This window comes from Pseudidiomarina terrestris (genome assembly GCF_030466405.1).
Classification (GTDB): Bacteria; Pseudomonadota; Gammaproteobacteria; order Enterobacterales; family Alteromonadaceae; genus Pseudidiomarina; species Pseudidiomarina terrestris.
Genome location: NZ_JAGGJF010000004.1, coordinates 127,587 through 154,172 on the forward strand (window position 1 = coordinate 127,587; position 26,586 = coordinate 154,172).

At 51.6% G+C, this 26,586-nt stretch carries 26 protein-coding genes; 19 read left to right on the plus strand and 7 right to left on the minus strand.

From position 1 onward, the window contains the following. The first annotated feature begins 3 nt into the window (after positions 1 to 3). The 8 genes from secF (at position 4) to J6J34_RS09315 (ending at position 5,694) form a co-directional block, all read left to right on the plus strand. Complete coding sequence (gene secF, locus J6J34_RS09280; RefSeq protein WP_301774848.1) at positions 4 to 951, plus strand: protein translocase subunit SecF; 948 nt, start codon at positions 4 to 6, stop codon at positions 949 to 951. Between the two features lie 37 nt (positions 952 to 988). Next, positions 989 to 1,768: a peroxide stress protein YaaA gene (yaaA, locus tag J6J34_RS09285; RefSeq protein WP_301834703.1), complete on the plus strand. Its 780-nt coding sequence runs from the start codon at positions 989 to 991 to the stop codon at positions 1,766 to 1,768. Positions 1,769 to 1,786: 18 nt separating this feature from the next. Further along, entirely contained in the window at positions 1,787 to 2,665 is an 879-nt protein-coding gene (locus tag J6J34_RS09290) for a DUF3014 domain-containing protein (RefSeq protein ID WP_301721482.1), read from the plus strand. A 79-nt stretch (positions 2,666 to 2,744) separates the two neighbouring features. Next, positions 2,745 to 3,263 (plus strand): lysophospholipid acyltransferase family protein, encoded by a 519-nt coding sequence (locus J6J34_RS09295; RefSeq protein WP_301721481.1) that lies wholly within the window; start codon positions 2,745 to 2,747, stop codon positions 3,261 to 3,263. A 50-nt stretch (positions 3,264 to 3,313) separates the two neighbouring features. Further along, positions 3,314 to 3,778 carry a 6,7-dimethyl-8-ribityllumazine synthase gene (ribH, locus tag J6J34_RS09300; protein ID WP_301721480.1) on the plus strand — a complete coding sequence of 155 codons (465 nt, stop codon included), beginning with the start codon at positions 3,314 to 3,316 and terminating at the stop codon, positions 3,776 to 3,778. A gap of 11 nt (positions 3,779 to 3,789) precedes the next feature. Continuing rightward, the gene (nusB, locus tag J6J34_RS09305) at positions 3,790 to 4,209 is read left to right on the plus strand and encodes a transcription antitermination factor NusB (RefSeq protein WP_301721479.1); all 420 of its coding nucleotides are present in this window, start codon (positions 3,790 to 3,792) and stop codon (positions 4,207 to 4,209) included. Positions 4,210 to 4,220: 11 nt separating this feature from the next. Beyond that, positions 4,221 to 5,195, plus strand: a complete 975-nt coding sequence (gene thiL, locus J6J34_RS09310; RefSeq protein WP_301774846.1) for a thiamine-phosphate kinase — start codon at positions 4,221 to 4,223, stop codon at positions 5,193 to 5,195. Beyond that, complete coding sequence (locus J6J34_RS09315; RefSeq protein WP_301721477.1) at positions 5,179 to 5,694, plus strand: phosphatidylglycerophosphatase A family protein; 516 nt, start codon at positions 5,179 to 5,181, stop codon at positions 5,692 to 5,694. The genes thiL and J6J34_RS09315 overlap by 17 nt, the downstream gene beginning before the upstream one ends. On the opposite strand, the gene dxs is transcribed toward J6J34_RS09315, so the two are convergent. From dxs to J6J34_RS09330, 3 genes are read right to left on the minus strand one after another with little or no spacing between them, the layout of a single operon-like run. Next, on the minus strand, positions 5,656 to 7,554 hold the full coding sequence (gene dxs / locus J6J34_RS09320) for a 1-deoxy-D-xylulose-5-phosphate synthase (RefSeq protein ID WP_301721476.1): 1,899 nt from the start codon (positions 7,552 to 7,554) through the stop codon (positions 5,656 to 5,658). The genes J6J34_RS09315 and dxs overlap by 39 nt on opposite strands. A 4-nt stretch (positions 7,555 to 7,558) precedes the next feature. Then, positions 7,559 to 8,446, minus strand: a complete 888-nt coding sequence (locus J6J34_RS09325; protein ID WP_301774844.1) for a polyprenyl synthetase family protein — start codon at positions 8,444 to 8,446, stop codon at positions 7,559 to 7,561. Next, positions 8,443 to 8,685 (minus strand): exodeoxyribonuclease VII small subunit, encoded by a 243-nt coding sequence (locus tag J6J34_RS09330; protein WP_301721474.1) that lies wholly within the window; start codon positions 8,683 to 8,685, stop codon positions 8,443 to 8,445. Before J6J34_RS09330 ends, J6J34_RS09325 begins: the two co-directional genes overlap by 4 nt. Before the next feature lie 104 nt (positions 8,686 to 8,789). Here J6J34_RS09330 and thiI point away from each other — a divergent pair, with 104 nt between their 5' ends. Together thiI and J6J34_RS09340 are read left to right on the plus strand one after the other, a co-directional pair. Beyond that, on the plus strand, positions 8,790 to 10,289 hold the full coding sequence (gene thiI / locus J6J34_RS09335) for a tRNA uracil 4-sulfurtransferase ThiI (protein WP_301834583.1): 1,500 nt from the start codon (positions 8,790 to 8,792) through the stop codon (positions 10,287 to 10,289). 24 nt (positions 10,290 to 10,313) lie between these two features. After that, positions 10,314 to 10,694, plus strand: a complete 381-nt coding sequence (locus J6J34_RS09340; protein ID WP_301721472.1) for a VanZ family protein — start codon at positions 10,314 to 10,316, stop codon at positions 10,692 to 10,694. Here J6J34_RS09340 and srmB read toward each other — a convergent pair. Further along, positions 10,666 to 11,895 carry an ATP-dependent RNA helicase SrmB gene (gene srmB / locus J6J34_RS09345; protein ID WP_301774841.1) on the minus strand — a complete coding sequence of 410 codons (1,230 nt, stop codon included), beginning with the start codon at positions 11,893 to 11,895 and terminating at the stop codon, positions 10,666 to 10,668. The genes J6J34_RS09340 and srmB overlap by 29 nt on opposite strands. A 92-nt stretch (positions 11,896 to 11,987) precedes the next feature. On the opposite strand from srmB, the gene J6J34_RS09350 reads away from it, so the two are divergent. Then, complete coding sequence (locus J6J34_RS09350; protein WP_301834581.1) at positions 11,988 to 12,641, plus strand: tRNA1(Val) (adenine(37)-N6)-methyltransferase; 654 nt, start codon at positions 11,988 to 11,990, stop codon at positions 12,639 to 12,641. A 10-nt stretch (positions 12,642 to 12,651) separates the two neighbouring features. Here the strand turns inward: J6J34_RS09350 and J6J34_RS09355 are convergent, their stop codons facing one another. Genes J6J34_RS09355 through J6J34_RS09365 form a run of 3 tightly spaced genes read right to left on the minus strand, consistent with a single transcriptional unit; the run spans position 12,652 to position 17,056 of the window. Next, the gene (locus tag J6J34_RS09355) at positions 12,652 to 14,331 is read right to left on the minus strand and encodes a dipeptidyl-peptidase 3 family protein (protein ID WP_301834579.1); all 1,680 of its coding nucleotides are present in this window, start codon (positions 14,329 to 14,331) and stop codon (positions 12,652 to 12,654) included. Between the two features lie 40 nt (positions 14,332 to 14,371). Continuing rightward, a complete protein-coding gene (gene rdgC, locus J6J34_RS09360) occupies positions 14,372 to 15,280 on the minus strand; it encodes a recombination-associated protein RdgC (protein ID WP_301721466.1) in 909 nt (302 codons plus the stop codon). Between the two features lie 24 nt (positions 15,281 to 15,304). Then, positions 15,305 to 17,056: a sensor histidine kinase gene (locus tag J6J34_RS09365; RefSeq protein WP_301721465.1), complete on the minus strand. Its 1,752-nt coding sequence runs from the start codon at positions 17,054 to 17,056 to the stop codon at positions 15,305 to 15,307. A gap of 178 nt (positions 17,057 to 17,234) precedes the next feature. On the opposite strand from J6J34_RS09365, the gene J6J34_RS09370 reads away from it, so the two are divergent. The 8 genes from J6J34_RS09370 to J6J34_RS09405 all read left to right on the plus strand — a co-directional run bounded on the left by J6J34_RS09370 (position 17,235) and on the right by J6J34_RS09405 (position 26,585). Beyond that, on the plus strand, positions 17,235 to 18,704 hold the full coding sequence (locus tag J6J34_RS09370) for a hypothetical protein (protein WP_301721464.1): 1,470 nt from the start codon (positions 17,235 to 17,237) through the stop codon (positions 18,702 to 18,704). Between the two features lie 70 nt (positions 18,705 to 18,774). Then, positions 18,775 to 21,411 carry a TonB-dependent receptor domain-containing protein gene (locus tag J6J34_RS09375; protein ID WP_301834576.1) on the plus strand — a complete coding sequence of 879 codons (2,637 nt, stop codon included), beginning with the start codon at positions 18,775 to 18,777 and terminating at the stop codon, positions 21,409 to 21,411. 113 nt (positions 21,412 to 21,524) lie between these two features. Continuing rightward, on the plus strand, positions 21,525 to 22,799 hold the full coding sequence (locus J6J34_RS09380; protein ID WP_301721461.1) for a mechanosensitive ion channel family protein: 1,275 nt from the start codon (positions 21,525 to 21,527) through the stop codon (positions 22,797 to 22,799). Between the two features lie 88 nt (positions 22,800 to 22,887). Next, positions 22,888 to 23,664, plus strand: a complete 777-nt coding sequence (locus tag J6J34_RS09385) for a DUF3450 domain-containing protein (RefSeq protein ID WP_301834574.1) — start codon at positions 22,888 to 22,890, stop codon at positions 23,662 to 23,664. A gap of 3 nt (positions 23,665 to 23,667) precedes the next feature. Beyond that, on the plus strand, positions 23,668 to 25,023 hold the full coding sequence (locus tag J6J34_RS09390) for a MotA/TolQ/ExbB proton channel family protein (RefSeq protein ID WP_301721459.1): 1,356 nt from the start codon (positions 23,668 to 23,670) through the stop codon (positions 25,021 to 25,023). Positions 25,024 to 25,025: 2 nt separating this feature from the next. Beyond that, positions 25,026 to 25,556, plus strand: a complete 531-nt coding sequence (locus J6J34_RS09395) for a MotA/TolQ/ExbB proton channel family protein (protein ID WP_301834701.1) — start codon at positions 25,026 to 25,028, stop codon at positions 25,554 to 25,556. 11 nt (positions 25,557 to 25,567) lie between these two features. After that, a complete protein-coding gene (locus tag J6J34_RS09400) occupies positions 25,568 to 25,975 on the plus strand; it encodes an ExbD/TolR family protein (RefSeq protein WP_301721457.1) in 408 nt (135 codons plus the stop codon). A 4-nt stretch (positions 25,976 to 25,979) separates the two neighbouring features. Then, entirely contained in the window at positions 25,980 to 26,585 is a 606-nt protein-coding gene (locus tag J6J34_RS09405) for an energy transducer TonB (protein WP_301774834.1), read from the plus strand. Position 26,586 lies beyond the last annotated feature (1 nt).

Genomic DNA, 26,586 nt, shown 5'->3' on the forward strand with positions numbered 1-26,586 from the left:
CACATGCAAGAGTTAATAAAAACAGATAAAACCATTCCGTTCATGCGTTTTCGCATGGTCGCCTGGGTATTAAGCGGTGTGTTACTGCTGGCCTCCATTGCCTCATTGGCGGTGAACCAACTGAACTGGGGTCTCGACTTTACCGGCGGTACTGTCATTGAAGTGGGCTATGAGCGGGAAGCGGACCTGAGCGAGATTCGGACCACACTGGACGCCAATGGCTTCAGCGGTGCCGTAGTGCAAAACTTTGGTACCCAGCAAGATGTGCTGATCCGAATTGAGCCTCAGGAAGACGTTAAAGCTCAGGAAGTTGGCGATAACATTCTCAGCCTGTTACGAGCATCGACGGACGACGAAGTCACCATGCGTCGCATTGAATTTGTTGGCCCCAACGTCGGTGATCAGTTGACCGAGCAGGGTGGGCTGGCGATGCTGACAGCGCTGATTTGTATCCTGGTCTACATCGCCTTCCGTTTTGAATGGCGTTTAGCACTTGGGGCTGTCGGTGCTTTGGCGCATGACGTCATTCTGACCTTGGGTTTGTTCTCAATTCTGGGGCTGGAATTTGACCTGACGGTACTGGCTGCATTGCTGGCTGTGATTGGTTACTCCATCAACGATACCGTGGTGGTGAGCGATCGGATCCGGGAGAACTTCCGTAAATTCCGCAAAGGCACACCTGAGGAAATCATCAATGGTGCCTTAACCATCACCATGAGCCGTACGGTCATCACGTCATTGACAACCGTACTGGTACTGCTCGCGCTATTCTTTCTCGGTGGCGCACTGATTCATGGATTCGCAACGGCATTGCTGTTTGGTGTGTTTATCGGTACTTACTCATCAATCTATATCGCCAGCTCGTTAGCACTGGCACTGGGTGTAAGCCGTGAAGACCTGATGCCGCCAGAAGTAGAGAAAGAAGGCGAAGATTTGGATCCGATGCCCTAACCGGTTCGCTTAATAGAAAATTACAGGAGAACGGATGATGTTAGTTGTACTATCGCCGGCTAAAAACCTCGATTACGAAAGTCCGTTACCAACGGATAAGTACAGTCAACCGCGCCTGCTTGATCGCGCGCAAGAGCTGGTCGATCGTTGCCAGTCATTGTCGCCTCAGGAACTGGGTTCGCTGATGAAGATTAGCGATAAGCTGGCGGGTCTGAATGCCGCGCGCTTTAGTGAATGGCATCAACCGTTCAATCCCGATAATTCTCGCCAGGCAGTGTTCGCTTTTGATGGTGACGTCTATACTGGATTGCAGGCAGAGAAAATGTCTGCCGAAACAATTGCGTTCGCGCAGGAACATTTGCGCATTCTGTCAGGTCTATATGGAGTACTGAGACCACTTGATCTGATGCAGCCGTACCGGCTGGAGATGGGAACTAAGCTGGATACCGCACGCGGTAAGAATCTTTATGAGTTCTGGGGCAATACCATTACTGACATGCTCAATGAAGATTTAGCTGCGATTGACAGCGACGTCCTGGTGAATCTGGCTTCGAATGAGTATTTCTCAAGTGTGGTCCCCAAAAACCTGAACGCCAAGGTTATTACACCGGTTTTCAAAGATGAGAAAAACGGTCAATACAAGGTGATCAGTTTTTGGGCCAAGAAAGCTCGTGGCGCAATGGCTCGCTTTATCATGAAAGAAGCGATTGATAGCGTCGCCGGGCTGAAGCAGTTTAATGCCAATGGTTATCGTTTTAATGCTGAGCAATCAACGGAAACGGAATTGGTTTTCCAGCGTGCTGAGCGAGACCAGTAAACCAACTTAGGAGCTGATATGATTGATCGCGATCCCAACTACCAACCGCAACCGAACGGTAAGGGCAAGTTAATAATGGCGGTGCTCGTTGTCATCGTGCTCGCGGTGGTGGTGATCTGGTACTTGCTGCAAGATCAACAGCCGCGGCAATCAAGCAGCCCTCAGCCTGTTGAAGTGGCGCTGCCGGCAGAACCAACAGCAACCGAAACTGAGTCAAGCGAAGACCTGATAAGTGAACCTGCCGCGACGGTAGAACTTGGTGAGCCTGAGCAAAGAGATTCAAAAGAGATGGAAGCTGCAGAACGTGCTCCTGAGCCAGAATTGCCAAGTCTAACCGAAAGCACGGATGAAATTATCGCGCGCCTGGAAGCGGCAGAGCAGCCAGTCGAACCTATCGAAAGCGAACAGTTGATTCGTGATGCTGTGGTTTTTGTGGACAATATTCGCAATGGTGTGGTGGTCAGTGATGCGGCAATTGTCGAAGGCCCCAAAGGACGTTTTCGGGTACTCGAGCAAGAGGACAAGATCTACATTGATCCGCGCTCCTATGATCGCTACAACCCCGTGGTTGACTGGTTTGTCAGTCTCGATGTTGATGTCTTAACGGATATGTTGGATCGCTACCAGCCGCTGGTACAAGAAGCACTGGCCGAGATTGGTTATCCGGATACCGCACCCGATCGGGTGTTGCTGGATGCCATCGACATGCTAATGGCAACACCGTCGGTTGGAACTGTGATTGAACTGAATGATTACAGTGTCATGTATCGCTATGCTGATCCTGCCCTGGAAGCTCTGCCGGATGCGCAGAAACAGATGTTGCGCTTAGGCCCGGACAACATGCGTCGCGTCAAACTTAAACTCGATGCGTTGCGTACAGCGCTGCAAAATGACTGATGCGAAGGCTTTAATTCCAGCGCATCTGCATGCCCCTTTACCCAGGCGAGGCAACCGCTTCAGTAGGTGGGTCGGACGCATGGGCATGCGTATGCTTGGCGGGTGGCGTATTGAAGGTGAACTTCCAGAGACCCGCCAGGCCATTATTCCAGTCGCACCTCACACCTCAAACTGGGATTTTTTTGTCGGCGTATTTGTCATGCTGGCGTTAGGTCTGAACTTATCGTTTTTAGGCAAACACACCATTTTTCGTTTCCCTGTGAATGGTATTTTGCGGTGGCTTGGAGGTATTCCAATCGATCGTAGTGCCGCGCAGGGCGTTGTCGGGCAAATGGTGGAAGAATTTGAGCAACGGCATGAGCTTATCCTGGCGTTAGCGCCAGAGGGCACCCGTAAAAAAGTATCAGAGTGGAAGAAAGGTTTTGTGCATATCGCTAAAGCCGCGCAGGTACCTGTGATACCTGTGGCAATGGATTTCAGCCGTAAAGTTATCGATATTCAGCCGCCGATGATGATTGAGGGCGACATTGATGACGAATTGCTTCGTGTTAAACAGGCTGTAAGCCATGCTGTAGGTAAAAATCCTCAGCATGCCTGAAAATAAAATTTGTGCTATTATCGCGCCGATTTCTTTATAAGGATGCAATCATGAACGTAATTGAAGCCGGCATCGCTGCGCCAGGGAAAAAGTTTGCTCTGGTGGTTTCCAGATTTAATCATTTCGTTGTCGACAGCCTGCTTGATGGCGCTGTGACAACACTTAAACACTACGGCCAGGTTGCTGACGATGCTATCACCGTCGTTAAAGCTCCGGGTGCGTACGAATTACCACTGGTCGCTCGCCGTCTGGCAGCGTCGGGTAACTATGACGCAATCATCGCTATCGGCGCCGTGATCCGCGGTGGCACACCACATTTTGATTTCGTTGCAGGCGAATGCAATAGCGGCCTGAGCCGGGTCATGCATGAGTTTGATATCCCTGTAGCAAATGGCGTGATCACCACAGATACCATCGAGCAAGCCATTGAGCGTAGCGGCACTAAAGCCGGTAATAAAGGCTCAGAAGCAGCTTTAAGCGCGCTTGAAATGGTCAATGTGCTTGAGCAGCTTTAAGAGGAATAACTATGAAACCAGCTGCACGTCGTAAAGCGCGTAAGCTTGCAGTACAAGCCATTTATTCATGGCAACTTAGTGAAAACAGCATGAGCGATATCGAAGCTCAGTTTCTCACTGATAACGATACGAATAAGGTCGATGTTGATTACTTTCTGGCGCTGGTACGTGGTGTTGCGGGACAGGTCAAAACCTTAGACGAAGCTTTATCGCCGTTTCTCGACCGTCCTCTGGCAGAGCTTGACCACGTCGAGCGAGCGGTCCTTCGCCTCGCCGCATTTGAGCTGCGCGAGCGCCAGGACGTGCCTTACAAAGTGGCAATTAACGAAGCGATCGAGCTGGCAAAATCTTTTGGTGCCGACGAAAGCCACCGGTTCGTCAATGGCGTGCTTGATAAAGCCATTGATAGTCTGCGCCCTAGCCGCAGATAACGAATCGCATCATGGCCTTTGGCGAGTTTGATCTGATCGATACCTATTTCACCCATCGTTGGCCGAAGCGCGACGATGTGGTGAAAGGGGTTGGCGACGACGCTGCCATTCTTACGCTACCCAGTGATTCTGAACTCATCATTGCAACCGATACCATGGTCTCTGGGGTGCATTTTGATGAGCAAATGCCTGCCCGTGCCGTTGGCCATAAAGTTGCTGCGGTCAATTTAAGTGATCTTGCCGCCATGGGCGCCGAACCGGCGTGGCTGTCGCTGGCCCTGACCTTACCTGAAATGGATCAGGAGTGGTTGGAAGGTTTTAGCCATGGCTTGCGCGAGATCTGTGACTACTACGATTGCCATCTGATTGGCGGTGACACCACCAAGGGCCCCCTGACACTGACCGTCACGGCCCACGGTTTTGTACCTCAAGGCACGGCGTTGCGTCGTGATGGTGCTAAACCCGGCGACTGGATTTACGTCAGTGGCAGTATCGGCGATGCTGGACTTGCGCTCGCGGCCCAGCAACGCAAAGTGCAAATTTCTGACAGTCATTACCGCCGCGTGCTCGAACGACTCTACTTCCCATCTCCCCGGGTGGCTCTTGGCCAGGCACTGCGCGACATCGCTTCCAGCGCTATTGATATCTCAGACGGGCTGAAGGCTGATTTGGGTCACATTTTGCAAGCCTCGAATGTCGGTGCTCGTGTCGACGTGGACGAACTGCCATTGAGTCTGGCACTGACCGAATCCGTCACCGCCGAAGATGCAATTCGTTACGCGCTGCATAGCGGTGATGATTACGAACTGTGCTTCACCGTGCCAGAAAGCCGGCGTGGTGTTTTTGATACCGTGTTGGCCCGCCATCCCGCTAAACCTACTTGTATCGGGCGTATTACCAGTGAAGCCAATAAACTGCGTCTGGAGCGCAATGAAGAGCCCTGGCAAGGCGCAGATGAAAAGGGCGGATATGACCACTTCGGCTAACAGTAAAGCCAGGCTGCGCAAGCCGGGCTGGAAACAACTGGCTCACCCGGTGCATTTCTTTTCGCTGGGCTTTGGCAGTGGTCTGGCGCCAAAAGCGCCCGGAACCTTTGGTACCTTAGTTACGGTGCCGCTGGTAATGCTGATGCAAGGGTTAGATCCCTGGCTGTACCTTGCGATCGCCGTATTGGTCAGTGGTCTGGGCATTGCCATGTGTCGTATTACAGCGGACGCTTTAGGTGTGCATGATCACCCGGCGATAGTACTGGATGAGATTGCCGGTTATCTGCTGGCCATGAGCTTTTTACCGGCAACAGCACTGAACCTGTTGCTGGCTTTTCTGCTGTTTCGCTTTTTTGATATTTATAAACCTGGCCCGATCGGCTGGTGCGATAAAAAGCTAAAAGGCGGGTTGGGCATCATGGCTGACGATATCCTTGCTGGCATCGTCAGCTGTGTCCTTTTACATGCTGGCTATGCGCTCACGAATACGCTGCTCTAGCCCTTGCGCATCTAAACCAAGCTCAGCGCGCACTTCGTCCTGACTGCCGTGCTTTATAAAGTCATCGGGCAGGCCAATTTGCAGCAATGGAGTGCTGATGCCCTGCGCATGCAGATACTCACCGACACCACTTCCAGCGCCACCCGCAACCACATTGTCTTCCACCGTGATGAGCAGGGCATGACGTTCGGCGAGGTTGCGAATCAAGTCTTCATCAAGCGGCTTCACGAAACGCATATCGGCCACTGTAGCATCAAGCGTCTCGGCACAGGGCAGGACGTCGTTTAGTACAGTCCCAAAGCTTAATATCGCAATTCTGGGCGCGGCTGCTTCGCTGCTGGCTTCGCGCAGGATCCGACCTTTGCCGATGGGCAGTGCTTGCAGATCGCTGTCGATGCTGCACCCGGTACCATTACCCCGCGGGTAACGCACGGCAGCAGGTTGTTGTAACTTATGGCCGGTATACAGCATGTTACGACATTCATTTTCATCGCTTGGCGCCATCACCACCAGGTTGGGAATGCAGCGCAAGTAGCTGAGATCGAATGCGCCTTGGTGGGTGGGTCCATCAGCACCGACAATTCCGGCCCTGTCGATGGCAAAAAGCACCGGTAAACTTTGCAGCGCAACATCGTGAATGAGTTGGTCGTATCCGCGCTGTAAGAAGGTTGAGTAGATAGCGACCACCGGATGATAGCCGCCTATGGCTAAACCAGCGCCAAAAGTTACGGCGTGCTGTTCAGCGATAGCAACGTCAAAATACTGTTTCGGAAAGCGCTGGGAAAACTCGACCATACCAGAGCCTTCGCGCATTGCCGGGGTGACGGCCATCAACTTGTCATCCTGGCTGGCCATTTCACAGAGCCAGTCGCCGAATACCTTTGAGTACGAAGGCGTTGCCGCTTTTTTCGTGGGTAAGGAGGTCGTGGCTGGATCAAATTTTGGCACGCCATGATAGCCAATAGGATCTTTTTCTGCAGGCTCGTAACCTTTGCCTTTGCGGGTCACTATGTGCAGGAATTGCGGGCCTTTCAGATGGCGCATATTGCGTAACGTCGACACCAGTAGATTGACGTCATGGCCATCGATCGGACCAATGTAATTAAAGCCCAGCTCCTCAAAGATGGTGCCTGGAGCGACCATACCTTTCATGTGCTCTTCTGCGCGGCTGGCAAGGTGCTGGATACCCGGCATGCCTTGCAGCAGCTTCTTGCTGCTCTCGCGCAATGAAGTATAAAACCGGCCCGACAGCACGCGTGCCAGATGGTTATTCAAGGCACCAACGTTTTCAGAAATCGACATATCATTGTCGTTCAGAATCACCAGCATATCAGGCTTAATATCACCGGCATGATTGAGCGCCTCGAACGCCATACCGGCAGTCATTGCGCCATCACCGATAATCGCCACGACTTTCTTTTCAGAGCGCTCGCGTTCGGCGGCGATGGCCATACCTAAAGCGGCACTGATTGAGGTACTGGAGTGACCCACACTCAGGGTGTCGTACTCACTCTCGGGGCGCCATGGGAACGGATGCAGCCCATCTTTTTGTCGAATCGTGTGCAACTGATGCTTACGCCCCGTCAGGATTTTATGCGGGTAGGCCTGATGGCCGACGTCCCAGACCAATTGGTCATATGGCGTGGCGTATACGTAATGCAAGGCAACGGTCAGTTCGACCGTACCCAGTCCAGATGCGAGGTGGCCACTGCTGCGACTGACCGAGCTGAGTAAAAACTCACGGACTTCAGCACATAGCTGTGGTAACTGACGTTCATACAAGGTGCGCAAATCCGCTGGATTGTCGATACCGTCAAGCAACGGATAAGCATCGTGAGATGAACGAGACGAAGATGTCATGCGATTAATAATCCCGGTTTAACAACTGTTCTGCAAAGTTTTCTAGTAACTGTGTATTGTAGGGGATTCTGTGGAGGGCTTGAAGCGCTTTCTGGTGTAATTGCGTGAGCTTTGCCTGCGCGCCCTTCAGACCAAGCAATTGCACGTAGGTACTTTTGTTCGCGGCTACATCTTTACCGTTTGTTTTGCCGAGGGTTTCTGTCGAGCTGGTCACGTCAAGAATGTCATCCTGCACCTGAAACGCCAGGCCCAGCCAGGTCGCAAAATCGGTAAAATCATCGTAATACTGCTGCGCGTCATCGCTGCCGGCAAGCACCGCCAGCTGCACAGCAGCAGTAATCAGCGCGCCGGTTTTAAGCACGTGCACTTGCTCAAGCTCGGCTTCGCTCAACTGCGCATTGGTGGCTGCCAGGTCCAGTGCCTGGCCACCGCACATGCCACGACTGCCGCTGGCATACGCTAACACCTGCAGCATCAGTAGCTGCCGCTCTGCACGCAGCTCAGGCTGAGGTGTACTTAACAACTCAAACGCCAGGGTCTGCAGGGCATCGCCAGCGAGAATCGCCGTAGCTTCGTCAAAAGCGCGGTGACAGGTCGGTTGACCGCGGCGCAGGTCATCATCGTCCATGGCTGGCAAGTCGTCGTGTACCAGTGAATACGCGTGAATACATTCAATCGCCGCAGCAGCGCGGTCTAACACCTGCTCAGGGGCAGCACAGATGGCGCCAACCGAATAGGTTAAAAAAGGTCGCACCCGCTTGCCGCCCAGGATCAGGGCATGGCGCATTGCCGCCTGCAGTTTCGCGTCAGCGGAATTGTTTTCAGCGAGCTGTTGTTCAAGCACTGCATTGATATGTTCGCGCGGCGCTTTTAACAGAGAATCAAGGGTCACGACTCATCCTCTTCTGCGCCATCCGCGGCAAACGAAGTAAGTTCCTCTCCATTTTGTTGCTGCAGCAGTTGGCTGACCTTTTGTTCGGCCTGTTGCAGCTTTTGCTGACTGACACGAGACAAACGGACAGCTTTCTCAAACTGTTCAAGGGCTTGCTCGAGTGGCAGCTCTCCTTGCTCAAGTTGCACAACAATTTGTTCCAGTTCCTGGATGGCTTGTTCTAGCGATAAGTCACTCATAGCAGTACCTGTTGATGCTTGTGGCGCTCAAGTTACCCTGATTCCGATGTACGGTCAAATCAGGTATACTAGCGCGCTTTTAAAGTTATAGAAGTCATCCGGTCATGAAATTTATTATTCGCTTACACGCTGAAATCACCATCAAGAGTAAAGGTGTCCGCAAACGTTACGGTAAAGTGTTGGTCAACAACCTGAAAAACATTTTAAAGCGCGTTGAGGTAGACGATTCAGCACCTATAAAAGTGCGGTGGTTATGGGACCGGATTGAGGTCGATGTCGCCAGTCAGGAGCCTCTCATTGCTGAACAGATCAGTGATGAGCTACAACGCATCCCGGGCATTGCCTGGTTCAGTCGCTCCCATGAGTTAACGTTGAACTCCACCAGCGAAGCTGACTTTAAACCGATTCTGGAACAGGTACTGAGCTGCTGGGCGGAGCGACTGCGCCACCGTAGCTTTGCGGTACGAGTCAAGCGCAAGGGCACACATGGCTTCCGTTCGATGGATCTGGAGCGTTACATCGGTGGCGGTGTATTGCAGGAAGTGGCCGGTACCCGGGTGGCTCTGAAACAACCGGATATTGAACTAAGAATTGAAGTGGATAACGAAACCGTACGTGTGTTTGGTGACAAACAGCATGGCCTTGGCGGCTTCCCACTCCCCACGCAGGAAACGGTTGTCAGCTTGTTGTCCGGTGGTTTTGACTCCAGTGTGGCAAGTTTTCAATTGATCCGGCGGGGCGCACGGACACACTTTTGCTTTTTCAATTTAGGCGGCGATAGACACGAGACGGGCGTTCGACAAACGGCGTATTACCTATGGCAGACGTATGCCAGTTCCCATCCGTTAAAATTTATCAGTATCGATTTCGCACCGGTAGTTGAAGAGATCCTGAGCCACGTGGATAACGGCTTGATGGGCGTGGTGTTAAAGCGTCAGATGTTGCGTACCGCACAGATCGTTGCACAACGTATCAATGCCAGTGCACTGGTCACGGGAGAGGCGTTGGGGCAGGTTTCGAGTCAGACCTTAAGCAACTTGAGCGTGATTGACGAAGCAGTTGACACCCTGGTTCTGCGGCCGCTGATCACCATGGACAAACAGGAAATCATTAACCTTGCCGAGCGTATCGGCACCGCCGATATTGCGCGTAGCATGCCGGAATATTGTGGTGTCATATCGATCAAGCCGACGGTGAAAGCGCAGCGTGATGCGGTACTGGACGCCGAGGCCAAGCTGGATCCTGAACTGCTGGAACGGGTGGTCCGGGCAGCAAACGTTGAAGATGTGCGGCATATCGGTGAAGCAACCGACGCTCAGGTTCATCCCGTCAGTACTGTAGATGCGGTAGAACAAGGTGAAGTGATCATTGATATTCGCAGTCTTGATGAGCAGGAGGCCAAGCCCCTGAAGCACTTGCCGGAAGGGGTGTCGCAGCACAACATTCCGTTTTTTAAGCTGGCAACAGCCTTCGCTGACCTTGATCCAGAGAAACATTATCTTCTTTATTGTGAAAAAGGTGTAATGAGTAAGCTTCAGGCTCTTTACTTACAGGAGCAAGGCTATAACAATGTAGGCGTTTATCAACCTCGTCGTGAGCGTTGATGCAGTAACGAACAAGGATACTTAATGAGTTCGAAAAACTTAGCGCGCGTTATTTTTATTCTGCTCCTGATTGCTGTGACGGCAGCCTTCCTGATGCAGATCTCAAGCGGAGACCTGCCGCGCGTTGAGCACCTGGACAAAGTGGTGCATTTTGGCTCATTTTTTGTGCTTGCCTGGGCGTTTCACCATGCGTTCCGCCTGCCGATATGGCTCGCTCTTATTGTTCTGACGGGCTACGGCTTGCTAATTGAGTATGTGCAGGAACTCTTGCCATACCGGGACTCGAGTTGGGGCGATTTGCTGGCCGACGGAGCCGGCGCAGCAACGTTTTACTTGATTGCCTGGTGGCGCTTTGTGCGCCACCGCAAACAAAAGGCTAAGACTTCTTCTTCTTCTTCGACTTAGCAGCGTCGGCCTTTTTACTTTTCTTCTTCTTGCTGCGCTTGCGTGGGTCCGGAAACTTATACTGAGGTTTAAGTTCGGCAAACACGCGGCGTTCAATTTTACTGTCCTGATAGCGCTCTATACGGCCTAGTAGGTCAGCATCATGGGCTTCGACCAGGTTGACTGCGACACCGCTTTTGCCGGCGCGCGCGGTGCGCCCGATACGATGCAGATAGACATCCGCCTGGCGTGGTAAGTCATAGTTGACCACCAGCTCAATAGCTTCGATATCAAGGCCCCGGGCAGCAATGTCCGTAGCGATAAGCGTGGCGTCGGTATAGGTCTCCATACGGGCAATGATTTTCTGCCGCTCATCTTGTGGCATATCGCCCCGCAGGGTCAGATTCTTAATTTCTGCCGACCATAGCTTGGCAGATAACTCTTCTACTTTTTCACGGGTTCGGACAAAGACCACACGGCGGCCCGGGTAATCCTGAAGCAGACGGAGCAGCAGTTGCAGCTTGTGCTCGGCGGTATCAGCCTGATACCAGCGCTGCAGGATTTTACCTTTTTCACGCTTAGGCGGCTGCACCACAATGTGCTGCGGATCATTTTGTATCGCCGCGGAAAACTTCAGCACCCCGGGACTTTCCAGGGTTGCTGAGAACAGCAGCGACTGTTTCAGGTGTAAGGCATTCTGCGCGATCATTTTCACCGATTCAGCAAAGCCCATGTCCAACATGCGATCCGCTTCGTCAATAATGAGCCACTCGATATGTTCAAGCTCATACTGTCCGGCATTTAATAAATCAAGCAACCGACCGGGTGTGGCGACCAGAATATCGTGCGGTGCTTCGAGCAGCTGATGTTGACTACCATAGTTCACGCCACCTGTGATCAGCACAGAACGCAGTCCGGTGGTTTCCTCAAAGGCATCCGCTTGCTCAGCAATCTGCTGCGCCAGTTCACGGGTTGGTGCTAGAATAAGCACACGCGCGCCGCCTGGTTGCTGGCGCGGGAAGTCAATCAGATGCTGCAGGGCCGGTAACAAAAAGGCCAGCGTTTTTCCGGTGCCTGTCGGTGAATTGACTAATAAGTCCTGGCCAGCCAGCGCCAGCGGGATAACCGCTTGTTGAACTTTGGCAGGCTTATTGAGCTCTGCGCCAAGCAGTACGTCAATGAGTTCATCATCGAGTTCGAGTTGATCCCAATCGGGGGTCATGATGTGTTCCTTTATTCCAAACGATATGCTTCGTCGGGGTCAGCATGGGCTTTCAATGCCAGCAATTTTATATCAAAGACGACCGATGTGCGATGAAAGTAAGCACAGATAGTCTTATTTTAGGAAGTTATGTGCCTGTTGCGGGAGTATGCCGTGCCCTGGATTTAGGCACCGGCTCTGGATTACTGGCGTTGATGCTGGCCCAGCGCCAGCCTATGCTGCGCGTCGATGCGATTGATGCAGATCAGGATGCGGTTGCCCAGGCGCGGGAAAACTTTATCGCATCGCCCTGGCCGGAGCGTATGACGAGTTATCTGGCTGACGTCGCCAGCTGGCAGGCAAGTCAGAACTACGATCTCATCATCTGCAACCCGCCTTATTTTCCGCAGCATCTTGCCAGTGCCACAGCAGCTCGTGAAATGGCCCGCCAGGGCCTCGCCCCAGTCACGGCGTGGCTGGCTTGTGTGTTGCGTAACCTGAGCCCGTCCGGACAGTTTTATTGGGTCGTTCCTGCTGCTCAAAAGGCACCACGAACGGAGGCAGCGACTGCTTGCGGCTTGCAGTTGCGCGACGAACTGCTGGTTTACAGTACTTTGAGAAAAGGTCCGCGGCTGGTCATTCAGGGCTGGCAGCGAGAGCCGTGCCAACATGTGCAGCAGCGCGAGTTGGTGATTCACGCTGGCAAAGGTTACAGCGCAGAATTTCGGCGCTTAACCGGCGAGTTTTACCTCGCCGGTTCAGGATAAGAATTCTGACTTAAAGATTCAGCACCGCTTTACCTTGGTTAAAAGTAATATCCACCGGGATACTAGCCGCGGATAAACGATCCAAATCTGCCTGTAAGGTGGCGCCAACGTTGCCTTGCTGGGCAAAGAGTTCGCCAACCCCTTCATAATCGCCGTCGCCCTGCAAGGTCAGAATTTTATCTGACAAGCTGGTCATGGCTGCGCGCATTGCGTCCATATCAACCGCATACTGGCCATTTTCATTGCGGGTAAACGCACCGGCATCGGCAAAATAATTAAACCGGATCATATTGGCTTTGCCATGCGCGCTGGAGGCGCCGAACCGCACCGAACGGAAAATTCCTGCCAGGAAAGTGGTGTAATAGTCTTCCAACTGGCCGTCTGTGATCACACCTTTTTCCAGCAACTGAGTGACCATATAAAGTCCGAGAATGTCAGCTTTACCTTCTTCCAGAGCTGAGGCATGCTCTTTCAGTGCTTCGCGGACGGTGGCGGAGCCATCTATAGTGTTTTTGATACCTAAACCATGGGCAACCTCATGGAACATGGTGTTGGCAAAAAAGGCATCGAACGTAATATGTGCGCGTTGCTCTGGCACAATCAACTCATCGGCAATCGGGAGCAGGATCTGATCGAACTTAGCCCGCATAGCGTTTTTGAGTTGCAGGCGGCGAGTGCCCTTTTGCAACTGCACTTGTTCATCGTTGGGTAAGTTAATCGCAATGGTTTTGCTGCCTGCGTTCGAATGCCCGGCGTAATACACCACGTCATAGGCATTTAATTGCGCATCAGAACCTGGTATTTCAGCCTTATACTCGGCCGCAACAGGTAAACCTCGTTGCAACTCTGGCAGATAGGCTGCGTACTTTTCTAAGCGCGCACTCCAGGCGAGATCCTTAATTAATACATAAGACTCAAAGCCCGCACGATAGCCATAAAGTTGATCTTCGTAGGTCTCGATCGGGCCCATGACGATATCGATCTGATTTTCTGTCATGTCCATCCAGGCAAAATCTGAGGCCTGATAGCTATTGCTTTGAAAAGCGTCTGCCCGCAATTTCAGATACTCTGCAAAACTCTCGCTGGCAGCGAGTTCGGCGGCCTCACGAAGCAGGCGTGCCGCTTGTCCAAGTTCGTCGCGATAGGCTTCGTTATAAGGAATCGCATAGAGCTCACCGGCGTCATTGCGGCGCACCAAAGTGTATAAATCGATTTTACCGGCAAACTCGGCTTGCTCAAATTCCGCTTTACTCATATCCGTCGGATAAAAGTTAGCCCCGGCGGGCTTAGGCCCAAAGCCAGTCAGGAACGGCGTATTATTGTCGAGGCGGTCCCATGGGCCATAGTTGATTTGCGCGAACTTATGTACCTCGGGATCGTCCAGCGCATCAAGCAGCTGCTCTTTATCACCAGGAAAAGCTTGCTGCCAAAACAGCTCATCCATAATTTTCGAAGCATCGATCAGCAGCTTGATCATTTGCTTTTGGTCGGCATTCAGGCGGCTGAGATCCGCGGTTAAATCGACCGGCTGGTAAATACCAAGGCGCTTTCCGGCGCCTTCTTTCAGCGTGTATGCCGGCGCAGATGTCGCAGGCTCTGCCGCAGTTTTATTGGCCGTCTGTTGCGGGCCGCAGGCGCTCAGAGTGAGCAGCGCCAGCGCTGTTAAAGTCATGGAGGTTGAGCGTTTCATAGAGCACCTATTGTTTGTTGTTTGAGTGGTAGCTACTGGTTTAATCTACGCTTATCTCGTCACTAAATAAACGCACAAGTTCCGGAAACAACTCCGTAAGCTCGCCACTTAGCAGAGCAAAGTCAGCATCTATCTTTTGTTCCGGGGTAGCGTCAACGAGTTTATCCTGGTCGTCCAGCAGCACATCTGTTGCTTTAAAGCGTTTGATGGCCATATCTTGCTCTAGCACCATGGTAATACGTTCCTGCCACTCTACAGCGAGTTTAGTGACTTGTTTGCCATGCTCTAAGTGCGCGGTAATTTCCGGGCTGGTCAACTCATGATTCTTGCAACGGATAATGCCACCTTCCTCATCGCTACTGCGCAGTTCTGCTTCATCACCAAAGACGAAGTCACCCGGCAGAGAGCCTTGTTTCAGCCATTGCGTGAAATACAGCTCGGTGGGCTGCTCGCTGAACCATGGTTTCACCGGCAGTGACCCGAGCGTGCTACGTAACAGTCCTAAAAAGTCTTCGGCCTGGGCACTGGCGGAAGCATCAACGACAACAATCCGATGGCGCATGTCGAGCATGCCCCAGGTCAGCTTGAAGCGAGTGAATGCTTGCGGCAGCAGCTGATGCACCAGATCTTCTTTTAATGATTGTTTTTCTTTACCGACCACACGGCGACCCTGGTCCGACTCAATGGCTTCAATTTGCTCTTCGAGTTGTGCATTGACGACGCTTGCAGGTAAAACTTTTTCTTCTTTACGTGCGCAAAACAGGTACTGGTCGCCAATTTTGTGAAACAGTTCTTCGCTACGCGGGCCAAAGGGAGAGGACCAGCCAAAACTTGCTAATTCATTACGTCCACAGGGCTTAAACTGATGTTCAGTTAAAGGTGATGCCAGCTCTTCTGGCAGTTGAAAATCATCAGCTAAAGTATAAATACGCAAATTGCGAAACCACATAACTTCGTTCCTTGGGGTTGGCTGTTAATTTGATTCGCTATCGATAAACTGCATCGGTAGCTCAATATGATAGCTCAGGCCTTCGCCTGGAGCCGATTGCACCGTGATGGTGCCGTTGAAGGTTTGTTCAACAAGATTGTGAACGATATGAGTGCCTAGCCCACTGCCACCGCGCTCGCGGCGCGTTGTGAAGAAGGGGTCAAACAAGGTTTCCTGCTGAGCCTCGGTGAGACCTTTGCCATCATCTTTATAGTCGATGTGCAGAACGCCACCCTGTCGGCGAACGGTTAATTCGAGACGACCGTGCTGGTCATCTTCAAATGCATGGATCAGTGAATTCAACACCAGATTAGTAATGATCTGCGCCAAAGCGCCTGCGTTACAGCGCGCGATAATGGTATCGGGGCAGTCCAGACTGATTTTGTGGTTGGTATTTTTAAACCGTGGCTGCAACGCCTGTAAGACATTTTGAATGTAGTGCTGCAGGTTGATTTCACGGACCGCGTCTGACGTCTGATCAACGGCCACTTGTTTGAAGCCGTCCAGCAGGTCAGAAGCCCGTCCCAGATTACTTTCAAGTAGCTCCACGCTTTGCAGGCTGGCATCTAAAAGCTCGCGCATTTGCGCTTCGGTGAGCTGCTTATTCTCGAGGGCTTGCTGCATGTTGTCGAGTTTATCGCGCAGCAAGCTGGTGGCGGTAATGCCAATGCCAAGCGGTGTATTTACATCATGGGTAATACCGGCAACCAGACGGCCCAGTGAGGCGAGTTTCTCTGCTTCAATCAATTGGTCCTGTACACGTTCAAAGGCCGTGACGGACGACTGCAGCTGGCTGTTGGTCTCACGCAGGTCGTCTTCAATAATTTTGCGTTGTCGGATCTCACGTTCCAGCTTGCCCTGACGTCGCTCCAGCTCATCTTTGCGCCGCTCCAGGTCAGTTAATACCTGACTCAGGCTTGATGTTTTGCGCGCGACCTCTTGCTCGAGCACCGCATTTTGTTCATCGAGTTGTTGATTGGCATGCAGTAATTGTTGTTGGGTACGTTTAAGATCTTCCTGATAGTCCTCAAGGTTATCCAGCAGCTGATTATAAGCCTGCTCCACCATATTGAACTCGGTGTGACGGTTATTCTTCAGATTAATCCGTGAATGCTCTAAATCATCCAGTCGGAAATTGCGAATTTGTTGGGTGAGGATGTTCATGGGCCGGTTGAGCATACGGCTAAACGCTAACGTGAAGAGAACAATCAAAAAGGTACTTTTGATAATAGCGTTACCAAAAATGAAATACAGACTGAACTTGATCCGGTCCAGCGCAATATCACGCGTTGAGAACAAGGTAACGTCACCGACGCGATTCGAATCTCCGGCAAATTCGAAAATGATAGACGAGTAATAGCCAAATAAACCATTGCGCTCTTGAATGACGAAGTCTTCAACGTCTGAGGTGAGGTTTAGCGCGTTAATGCTTTCCGTTAAACCGAGTTTAACGATGGTATCACCAGCTTCATCACGAATGACAATGCCAGCGATGGCAGGAATATTAATTAAGCCCTCAGCGATGGCTTCAATTTGCCGGTTGTTGTACTCCCACAATGATCGAGCAAGGGAGTTACTGAAGGTGCTTTGCTGATTTTGCAGTTCCTGTACGAGCTGGCTTTTGGTATCGAAATACTCCCCCATCACCTGCACACAGGTCACTATCAGTGTAAGTACGAAATACACCGAGAGGACGTTGGTTAACAGTGATTTAGAAATATTGGTGGTGCTCGACATCAATGTACTCGTTGGCAAAGGTTTGCTCAGTTTATCCCAACTGCGCGGAAGCGCAACCGAGAGCGATGCTAAACAGGCTGTCATGAAGTGTTCACAAGGGCGTCACTTAGCTGTCACAAAGAAACTCTAAAGTGCCAGCACGAAAACAAAGTAAGCCTTCAATTCAACGGAGAATCTCATGAATCGTACCAAAGCTTTTGCTCTGTCTGCACTTACCGCGTCCTTTATGCTGGCCGGTTGTGGCGGTGATATTAATTTGACCCCGACCTCTATCGACAATTCAACCAATACTAATGGTGGCTCGGCTCCCGATACCAACAACTGTGCCTCCTACGAGGACGCTGGTGCAACCGTACGTGGCGAAAAGATTGGCGCTGACTGCGTCTATCCACGCAGTTTCTCTACGCCAGAAAGCCCGGTTGTGACTGATATCCGCTTGGTAGAGCTGCCAGGTGGCGCGCACATCTTCCCTAATGGTCTCTACATTGGTGAAAACGTGCAGGAAACCGCAAGTGTTGAACGTGATGGACCCACCCTGACTATCGATGCCGGTGCTACGCTGGCGTTTGAAGACGGCGATTCATTTGTGCGCATTGCACGTGGCGCAGACATTATTGCGGAAGGCAATCGTAACGCACCTATTACCTTTACTTCAGTACAAGAAGTGGAAAATGGTGTTAGCAATCCGAACGCGCGTGGTTTGTGGGGCGGTTTAGTACTTAACGGATTTGGTATCTCAAATAAATGTGATCAGGATGACCTGGCAAACTGCGTACTGCAGGGCGAAGGTGGTGCTGGTTTCTACGGCGGTGATGACAATACCGACAACTCAGGTATCCTGCGTTACGTATTGGTGAAGTATGCCGGTTACGAAGTTTCTCTTGATAACGAACTGAACGGCATTACTTTCTATGGTGTCGGTTCAGACACCACAGTTGAATACATTCAGGTTCACAATAACCTTGATGATGGTATCGAGTTCTTTGGCGGTGCTGCCAACGCAAAATATGTCGTGCTGACAGGTAACGACGATGACTCACTGGATTGGGCCGATGGCTGGCAGGGTAACATCCAGTACATTATCACCAAACACGCTGACGACCGTGCGAACCGTGCTATCGAAGCGGATGGTAATAGCCGCAATAACGATGCAACCCCGTACTCAGATCCAATTATTGCAAACTTCACATCGATTGGTTCGTTAACAGCAACTGACGGCTCGGACGAATCTGAAGGTGTGTTGTTACGTCAAGGTACGCGCGGTTCTTTGTATAACTTTGTTATCACTGACGCACGTGGCGAATGTCTGGAAATCGATAACGCTGCCACCTTTGCCAACGCCGATGCCGGCACGCTTAGCATTGCTAACTCAGTTATTGCCTGTAGCGAAAACTTCGCTGACGTTGCGACCCAGGATTGGTACGAAAGCGAAGCCTCGAACGTCACCTTAGACGAGCTTGCGACTGTGCTGACCTCTGGTTATGTCACTGCTGCTGATATGACGGACGCGTCCGGTGCCCCGGTAACAGTCACGCCGAAAACCGACCTGAGCACACTGAACCCATTCTTTGATGATGTGGATTTTGTTGGCGCAGTTAGTGAAGACAACGATTGGACAAATGGCTGGACCGTAGGCCTGCGCGACTAATGAAGGAATTGGAGCACATGGATGTGCAGCTTTTCCCCCTGATAATTAAGTCACGCATGCGGAGTTTCCTATGAAAAAGCAGGCTGTATTAATGCAAAGTAAACTGGGCCTCGCGATCGCTCTCGCGTTGTCTGGTCCCCTTGCTTACGCTCAGCAAGATCAAGCGCAAGCAACGAGCGATACCACCATTGAAGAAGTTGTTACCACAGGCACGCGATTGCAAGGTTCAGCGGCCGCAGTGGTCGAAGAGCGTAAGGCTCAGGCGTTCGTCGCTGATATTCTCGGAGCAGAGCAAATCTCCAGAACTGGCGATAGCGATGCCGCGACCGCGCTGCGTCGTGTCACAGGTTTGACTCTGGTCGATGGTAAATTCATTTACGTACGCGGACTCGGTGAACGTTATTCAAGTACCCAGTTAAATGGGGCTTCAGTGCCGTCACCTGATCCGACCCGTAACGTCATCCCGTTAGACATGTTTCCGGCCAGCATTATCGAAAGTATGGCTGTGCAAAAGTCTTATTCGCCGGATATGCCCGCTAATTTCGGTGGTGGTAACGTCAATATCCGTACGGTTTCTATTCCTACCGATGAAGTGTTTGAGGTATCGGTCGGAACGGGCTGGAACAGTAACTTCTCGGACGACGGGTTGACCTACGCTGGCGGTGATGATGACTGGTTAGGTAAAGATGATGGCACCCGGGCATTGTCAGCAGAGATGCGGGCAGCCTTGGCGCGTTATCAGGAAAGTATCAATACGCCCAGCATTGCCTCAAGTGAGGGGATCTCCAGTAGCGAAGCGGCGGCCATTAACCGACAGCTGGCGGCGTCACTGAATACACAGAATGAAGTCTACAGTAAATCTCTGCGCCCGGATCTCGATGGCTCGGTGACTTACGGTAATGCCTACGAAGTCAGCGACGATTTAACTTTTGGCTTTCTTGCTGCGGTGGATTACGGCAACAGCTGGTCCAATAGCGAAGAATCTGAGCTGGTACTGGGAATTGCAGAGGGTGCGGCGGCCATCGATCAGGCCAGCGAGAGCAGGGTGACTACACAGAATGTAGAACTCAGCGGTTTGCTTAATTTCGGTGTGGAAATTGGTGATTATCACCGCATTGAGACCTCGACTATTTTTTTGCGGAACACCGCTGATCGAGTGGAGCAGGGCGTGGTTGAAACCCCCAACTCCATCGATGAAACCGGGTTAAGCTACTTTGATACCGAAACCCGCTATGAACAGCGTGAATTACTAACCAATCAAATCCGTGGTTCGCATTATTTTCCTCAATTATGGGGCTTTGCGCTGGACTGGCAGTATGCTGATTCGCGGGCAAGCCGTGATGCACCAGGTGAAGTCTTTTATCGTCAGATCAACAATCGTGATTTAGGCGAAGGTGTTGGCGACCTGGCATTCCAGCAAACCCGGACCGCAACCACCCTGCAGTATCAGAATCTGGAAGATGACGCTCAGGACTGGCGCGTTGACGGTGAGTTGCCTGTATCACTGGCGGCGATGGAGATCCTGCTTAAGGGCGGCGGGCAAGTATCGAAGAAAGCTCGTTCTTCATATTCCCGACGCTTTGCAATCAGTGCTGAGCAGGTTGCCAACAGTGAATTACGAAATGTCAGCTACAACGACCTGTTCAGTGATGAAAACCTCACGGATGGGGAGTTTGGTTTCGCTTTGTTTGGTGCTCCTACGGCGACCGATCCGAATTATCTGGCCGCGCAACAGATCGAAGCTGGTTATGGCCTTGCCGATATCCAGCTGAACGATGACTGGCGCGTCAGTGGTGGTTTGCGTTGGGAGCAATACACTCAGGTCGCTGCTCAACTTGATCTTCGCACCATGAGAGTCGTTGGTGATGTTGCTGATGCTGGCCGCGTTGAAGATGATCTCTATGGTTCGCTGGCGCTGACGTACCAACTCAATGACGAGATGCAGCTGCGTTTCGGTTATGGCAGCACTGTTGTACGACCTGATTTGCGAGAGCTGACCGAGGTGATTTTCGTTGATCCATTGACCAATTTTAAGGTACGTGGGAACAGCGAATTGATGACCACGGATATTGATAATTTCGATGTACGTTGGGAATGGTATTTGCCGGCTGGAGAAAATTACTCGGTCGCGATGTTCTACAAAGATCTGGCCAATCCGATTGAGGCTGTTGAAGCTAAAGGTACTGATTCGGATCGCGTCATTACCTTCCTGAATGGCCAGTCGGGTGAAGTCTACGGTCTGGAATTTGAATTCCTGAAAGACCTGACCCTGCTTACCGATGGCCTGTTCGTATCAGGAAACCTGACTCTCTCAGACTCAGAAATCAGTATCGCTAACACGGGTAACGTAGAGCTGACGAATAACAGCCGACGGATGACAGGTCACTCGAAGTACGTCACCAACTTGCAGCTGGGCTATGACTCATTAAATGGTGAGCACAGCGCATCACTTATCTACAATGTAGCGGGTGAGCGAATTGCTTTTGCTGGCGTTAAAGAAGGTGCTGTAGGCATTGACGATGCCGTCGAGCAGCCGTTCCATAGCCTGGATCTGGTGTACACCTATTACCCGGATTTTAATTCGAAGGTGAAGCTTAAGGTGCAAAACATGCTGGGCGAGGATGTTGAAATCGAACAGGGCGGACGTTTGATTCAGTCGCGTAGCGTCGGTACCGGAGTCAGTCTGGAATACAGCTACTCTTTTTAAGAGTTTGTAACAACGTCATAAAACGGGAGCTTCGGCTCCCGTTTTTTGTTATACAATAGAGGCACGCAGAGGCGTTTTTGATTCTTAGATTGAACAACGAGTGGCAATTTTCTATGCAAGATATGCAAGAGAAATTAGAAGCAGCGCAGAGCTGGCTGGTTGAACGGCCAGACATGGATACTTTAACGAAATTAAGTTTGTTGCTGGTGGGTGCCTGGGTGGCAAACTTTATCGTGAAGAAAGTATTGCTACGTGGCCTGCTGCGAATTTTAAGCTACACACCCGCAGGTAAAGACCGGCAAGCCATAGAGCGGAATATCGTGGCGCGACTAGCGAACGTCATTCCAGCGCTGGTCATCGCTTTTGGCATTACCTCGGTTCCCAACTTAGCTGAAGAACTCACCATTGTTGTCACCAACGTCTGTTTCGCGTTCATCGTGATCACCATCGCTCGCGCGATAAGTGGCACCCTGACCATTGTAAACACGCTGTATGAGCGTCAGCCTCAGGCGCAAGAACGGCCCATTAAAGGTTACATCCAGGTCGCTAAAATTGTCATCTATGCGGTGGCAACGATTCTGATGATTGCGGTCTTGATCGATAAATCGCCCGTTATATTGCTCTCCGGTCTGGGTGCGATGGCCGCGGTGCTGATGTTGGTGTTCCAGGATACATTGTTGAGTCTGGTCGCCAGTGTGCAAATTACCTCAAACGATATTATCCGGGTCGGTGACTGGGTGGAGATGCCCAATCTGAACGCCGATGGCGATGTCATCGACATCGCCTTGCACCAGGTGAAAGTGCAGAACTGGGACAAGACCATTACCTTCATTCCCACCCGGCGCTTTATTTCTGACCCCTTTAAAAACTGGCGTGGCATGCAGGAGTCAGGTGGCCGGCGTATAAAGCGGAGTTTGTTGTTAGATCAGCAAAGCATTCATTTCTTAACAGACGATGAGCTGAAAGCGGTGAAGCGTTTCCGGCTGTTAAAAGATTACCTGCAAAATAAACAACAGGAAATCGATGACTGGAACCAACAACTCAAAGACGAAGGCAAGGAACCGGTAAATACCCGGCGTATCACTAATATTGGTACCTTCCGTGCTTATATCCTGCAATATCTTGAGAATCATCCGAAAGTTCATCAAGAGATGACTCTGATGGCACGGCAGCTGAATCCGACATCGGACGGTCTTCCTATCGAGGTCTATTGTTTTACCAACACCATTGTCTGGACCGAATACGAGGGTATTCAGTCGGATATCTTTGACCACTTGCTATCGATTTTGCCAGAGTTCGGTTTACGCGTATTCCAGCATCCAAGTGGTATTGATATGCGTGAAATGACACGAAACTTAAATCAAAGTGGCACAAAAAGTTCATCCTGACACAAAACTGACATAGCGCAGTCACCAAGCTGTCACACAACTGACGTATCTTGCACATCATCACTCACAACCTGTGCAAGGTGTTTCTATGAAACCATGTTTCGCTCGCACGCTGGTACTCGCAGGGATTTTTGCAAGTACCAGTGCTGTCGCTCAAGATCAGGCGCTTGAGCCGGTGGTTGATGCCGCCAATGAAATCAATCAAGCCGCCCGCTCCTCCCAGCTCACCGTCGATAAAATCGCCGACACGACGCAAGATCGCGTGCAGCAATTCAAGCAAATCAACCGCCAGATCCAAGGTCTGGAGGTGTATGTGCAGCAGCTGCAAAAACAAATCGATTTTCAGCAACAGGAAAAAGCCGAACTCAATGATTCTATTGACGAGGTGAGTGTGGTTGAGCGGCAGATCACACCGCTTATGCTGCGCATGATTGATAGCCTCGATACCTTTGTAAACCTCGATGTGCCATTTCTTTCTGCCGAGCGTGAAGGTCGTATCGCTGGCTTGCATGAGCTGATGGATCGGGCTGATGTGGATGTTTCCGAGAAATTTCGCCGGGTCATGGAAGCCTATCAGATTGAAGCCGATTACGGCCGTACCATCGAAGCTTACAACGGCGAGATGACCATTTCTGGTCAGCCCCAGGATGTCGAGTTTCTGCGCATCGGCCGTACGGTACTCATCTATAAGACCCGTGATGGCAAGCAAATGGGCGTTTGGAATCAGCTCGACCGTGAGTGGCAGCAACTGGATTCCAGTTACGCCACAGATGTACAGGAAGCGCTGCGGATTGCCCGCAAGCAGCTGGCCCCGGATTTATTAATGCTTCCGGTTTTCACTCAAACTGCGCAGGCGGGAGACTAACCCATGTTGAAATTAAAACATTGCATCGCTGCTTTAGCTCTGGCATTTGCAGCTCCGGCATTTAGCCAGGAACCGGTGAACCTAGATCAGCTTTTACAGCAGTTGAAAGAGGGCAAGTTTGCCCAGTCGCAGGCTAATGAAGAACGTGAGGCGCGGTTCCGCGCGCAAGCTGAACAGCAGCAGCAAGTTTTGCGGGAAGCCATCGCCAAACGCGACCAGCTGGAGCAGGCCAGCGCCCGTCTTGAGGGGCAATTTGAAACCAATGAACGTGATCTGGCTGCGCTTGAAGACGCGCTGACGCAGCGCATGGGCTCCTTAAAAGAGCTGTTTGGCGTACTGCAGCAAGTGGCCGGTGACACCGCCAGCAACTTAAGAAACTCTTACGTTTCGGTCGAGTTTCCAGGCCGCAGTGATGCCCTGAGTGACCTCGCTCAGAAAATGGGCTCAAGTTCAAAGCTGGCCAGCATCGAGGAGATCGAATCGGTCTGGTTTGCACTGCAGCAAGAGATGACAGAATCCGGCAAAGTGAGCCAGTTCAATACCCAGGTGACGCTGGCCAATGGCGAAAAAGAAACCAAGCCAGTGATCCGTGTAGGGACCTTCAATATGGTTTCCGACGGCAAATACCTTGAGTTGATTCCGGGTACGGACGCGGTTGCTGAACTCATGCGTCAGCCTGCGGGGCGTTACCTCAACACCGCTGAAGCCCTTGTGGAAAGTAATGATAATCCCGTTCGTTTTGGCCTGGATCCCACCGGCGGCTCCATTCTTGGGTTGCTGGTGCAAGCACCAGATCTGCAGGAGCGCATTGATCAGGGCTCGACCGTTGGTTACATCATTCTTGCCCTTGGCGCTGTTGGCCTGCTGATCGCATTAGAGCGTTTCGTTACCCTGATATTGATGGGCGGTAAAGTAAAACGCCAGTTGAAGAACGCGCAGGCGCAAGACGACAACCCCTTAGGTCGCGTCATGGCAGTAAAAGACAAGTACCCACAGGCCGACACCGAAACCCTGGAGTTGAAACTCAGCGAAGCTATTTTGCGAGAAGTTCCCAAGATCACGCGCAATCTGACCTTTATCAAGATCATCTCTGTGGTCGCGCCGCTGCTAGGTCTGTTAGGTACCGTTACCGGTATGATTAATACCTTCCAGGCGATCACTTTGTTCGGTACCGGCGACCCGAAGCTAATGGCCGGCGGTATTTCGCAAGCCCTGGTTACCACGGTCCTTGGTCTGGTGGTCGCGATCCCGATGACCTTGCTGTTTGCCACCTTAAATACGCGGAGTAAGAATCTGGTCCACGTGTTGCAGGAACAGGCGTCAGGCATTATTGCGGAGCGCTCTGAGCGGGGGCACTAATGATGGTGTTCTCTATCGACTTTTATAATGCGATTCAGGACTTTGTGGAAACAGGTGGTCAGGTACTCCTGATCATCGGCATCCTGATTTTCATCATGTGGTTGATGATTCTGGAGCGCATTTTTTACTTCACCCGTGGGCACCAGCAGCAAAAACAGCAAGTGTTGCAGAAGTGGAAAGCGCGGGAGGATAAATCGTCATGGAATGCCGAGCAGATCCGACAGGCCATGATTTCGCGAGTTTCCATTGCTCTGGGGGGGCGTTTGCCGGTGTTGCAAGCGCTGGTGGCACTCTGTCCACTGCTGGGATTGATGGGGACGGTGACCGGCATGATCGAAGTATTTGATGTGATGGCAGTTGCGGGGACCGGCAATGCCCGCTCGATGGCTGCTGGCGTATCCAAAGCCACCATCCCGACCATGGCTGGCATGGTGGGCGCATTATCAGGTGTGTTTGCGACCACCTGGTTACAACGAACAGCGAAGCGCGAACGTCTGAAGCTGGAAGATCGCATGCTAATGGAACACCACTAGAGGGCTGAATAATGAAACAACATTTTGCTAATTTGATCGACGAAGAAGAAGCCCAGATTGATATGACGCCAATGCTCGACGTGGTGTTTATCATGCTGATCTTTTTTATTGTCACCGCCAGCTTCGTGAAAGAGGCCGGCATCGATGTAAACCGCCCAGAAGCCGCTACCGCGGTGCAAAAGGATCGCGCCAATATTCTGGTTGCCATCAGTGATACAGGCGAGATTTGGATTAATAAACGCCAGGTCGATGCACGTGCCGTGCAAGCCAACATTGAACGTTTGTACGCAGAGAACCCACAAGGTTCAGTGGTGATACAAGCGGACAAGAAAGCGACCACTGAAACTCTGATAAAGGTTATGGACGCTGCGCGAGCTGCGGGTGTCTTCGATGTCTCAATAGCAGCGCAGGAAGAGTAGAACCATGCGTTTTTTAGCAGCACTGGCCGTCGCCGCTATCGTGACACTCGGCTTGTTTTACCTGATGCAGTCGCTGATCACGGGTGGCCAAGGCGCGATGACCGAGCCGGCAAAAGGCAGCGTACTCGATTTCGTACGGATCAAACCAGAAGAAGTCGTACAGCAAAAGGAGCGTAAGCCGGAACGGCCGCCAGAGCCAGAAGCGCCACCGCCCGATATGCCGACGCCACAAATGGACACCAGTGAGCTTTCGCCGGATGGCGGCAGCTATGATTTTTCCACCTCCGCACAAGCGGATACCGGACTCTCCGGTGGCATGAACCTGGATACCAGTGATGGCGAGTATCTGCCTATTGTGAAAGTCCAGGCAGCCTATCCACGTCGCGCCTTACAGCGCGGTATAGAAGGCTACGTAGTGGTGGAGTTTACCGTGACCCGACAGGGCACTGTGCGCGATCCGCGGGTGGTCGAGGCACAGCCGGAACAGATTTTTGATCAAGCTGCCATGGATGCCGTCTTGAAGTTTAAATACAAACCTCGTGTGGTCAATGGTGACGCCGTTGAAGTGGAAGGCGTGCAAAACCGGATTACCTTTGAAATCGATGGCTAGG

Excerpts from the sequence above, each read along its gene's own strand:
- J6J34_RS09390 (WP_301721459.1), top strand. The coding sequence starts at position 23,668 with ATGTTGAAATTAAAACATTGCATCGCTGCTTTAGCTCTGGCATTTGCA.
- J6J34_RS09295 (WP_301721481.1), top strand. The coding sequence starts at position 2,745 with ATGGGCATGCGTATGCTTGGCGGGTGGCGTATTGAAGGTGAACTTCCA.
- ribH (WP_301721480.1), top strand. The coding sequence starts at position 3,314 with ATGAACGTAATTGAAGCCGGCATCGCTGCGCCAGGGAAAAAGTTTGCT.
- thiI (WP_301834583.1), top strand. The coding sequence starts at position 8,790 with ATGAAATTTATTATTCGCTTACACGCTGAAATCACCATCAAGAGTAAA.
- J6J34_RS09375 (WP_301834576.1), top strand. The coding sequence starts at position 18,775 with ATGAAAAAGCAGGCTGTATTAATGCAAAGTAAACTGGGCCTCGCGATC.
- J6J34_RS09385 (WP_301834574.1), top strand. The coding sequence starts at position 22,888 with ATGAAACCATGTTTCGCTCGCACGCTGGTACTCGCAGGGATTTTTGCA.
- J6J34_RS09290 (WP_301721482.1), top strand. The coding sequence starts at position 1,787 with ATGATTGATCGCGATCCCAACTACCAACCGCAACCGAACGGTAAGGGC.
- J6J34_RS09395 (WP_301834701.1), top strand. The coding sequence starts at position 25,026 with ATGGTGTTCTCTATCGACTTTTATAATGCGATTCAGGACTTTGTGGAA.
- rdgC (WP_301721466.1), bottom strand. The coding sequence starts at position 15,280 with ATGTGGTTTCGCAATTTGCGTATTTATACTTTAGCTGATGATTTTCAA.
- dxs (WP_301721476.1), bottom strand. The coding sequence starts at position 7,554 with ATGACATCTTCGTCTCGTTCATCTCACGATGCTTATCCGTTGCTTGAC.
- J6J34_RS09350 (WP_301834581.1), top strand. The coding sequence starts at position 11,988 with ATGAAAGTAAGCACAGATAGTCTTATTTTAGGAAGTTATGTGCCTGTT.
- nusB (WP_301721479.1), top strand. The coding sequence starts at position 3,790 with ATGAAACCAGCTGCACGTCGTAAAGCGCGTAAGCTTGCAGTACAAGCC.
- J6J34_RS09340 (WP_301721472.1), top strand. The coding sequence starts at position 10,314 with ATGAGTTCGAAAAACTTAGCGCGCGTTATTTTTATTCTGCTCCTGATT.
- yaaA (WP_301834703.1), top strand. The coding sequence starts at position 989 with ATGTTAGTTGTACTATCGCCGGCTAAAAACCTCGATTACGAAAGTCCG.
- J6J34_RS09405 (WP_301774834.1), top strand. The coding sequence starts at position 25,980 with ATGCGTTTTTTAGCAGCACTGGCCGTCGCCGCTATCGTGACACTCGGC.
- J6J34_RS09400 (WP_301721457.1), top strand. The coding sequence starts at position 25,568 with ATGAAACAACATTTTGCTAATTTGATCGACGAAGAAGAAGCCCAGATT.
- J6J34_RS09370 (WP_301721464.1), top strand. The coding sequence starts at position 17,235 with ATGAATCGTACCAAAGCTTTTGCTCTGTCTGCACTTACCGCGTCCTTT.
- J6J34_RS09365 (WP_301721465.1), bottom strand. The coding sequence starts at position 17,056 with ATGTCGAGCACCACCAATATTTCTAAATCACTGTTAACCAACGTCCTC.
- J6J34_RS09355 (WP_301834579.1), bottom strand. The coding sequence starts at position 14,331 with ATGAAACGCTCAACCTCCATGACTTTAACAGCGCTGGCGCTGCTCACT.
- srmB (WP_301774841.1), bottom strand. The coding sequence starts at position 11,895 with ATGACCCCCGATTGGGATCAACTCGAACTCGATGATGAACTCATTGAC.
- secF (WP_301774848.1), top strand. The coding sequence starts at position 4 with ATGCAAGAGTTAATAAAAACAGATAAAACCATTCCGTTCATGCGTTTT.
- J6J34_RS09330 (WP_301721474.1), bottom strand. The coding sequence starts at position 8,685 with ATGAGTGACTTATCGCTAGAACAAGCCATCCAGGAACTGGAACAAATT.
- J6J34_RS09380 (WP_301721461.1), top strand. The coding sequence starts at position 21,525 with ATGCAAGATATGCAAGAGAAATTAGAAGCAGCGCAGAGCTGGCTGGTT.
- thiL (WP_301774846.1), top strand. The coding sequence starts at position 4,221 with ATGGCCTTTGGCGAGTTTGATCTGATCGATACCTATTTCACCCATCGT.
- J6J34_RS09315 (WP_301721477.1), top strand. The coding sequence starts at position 5,179 with ATGACCACTTCGGCTAACAGTAAAGCCAGGCTGCGCAAGCCGGGCTGG.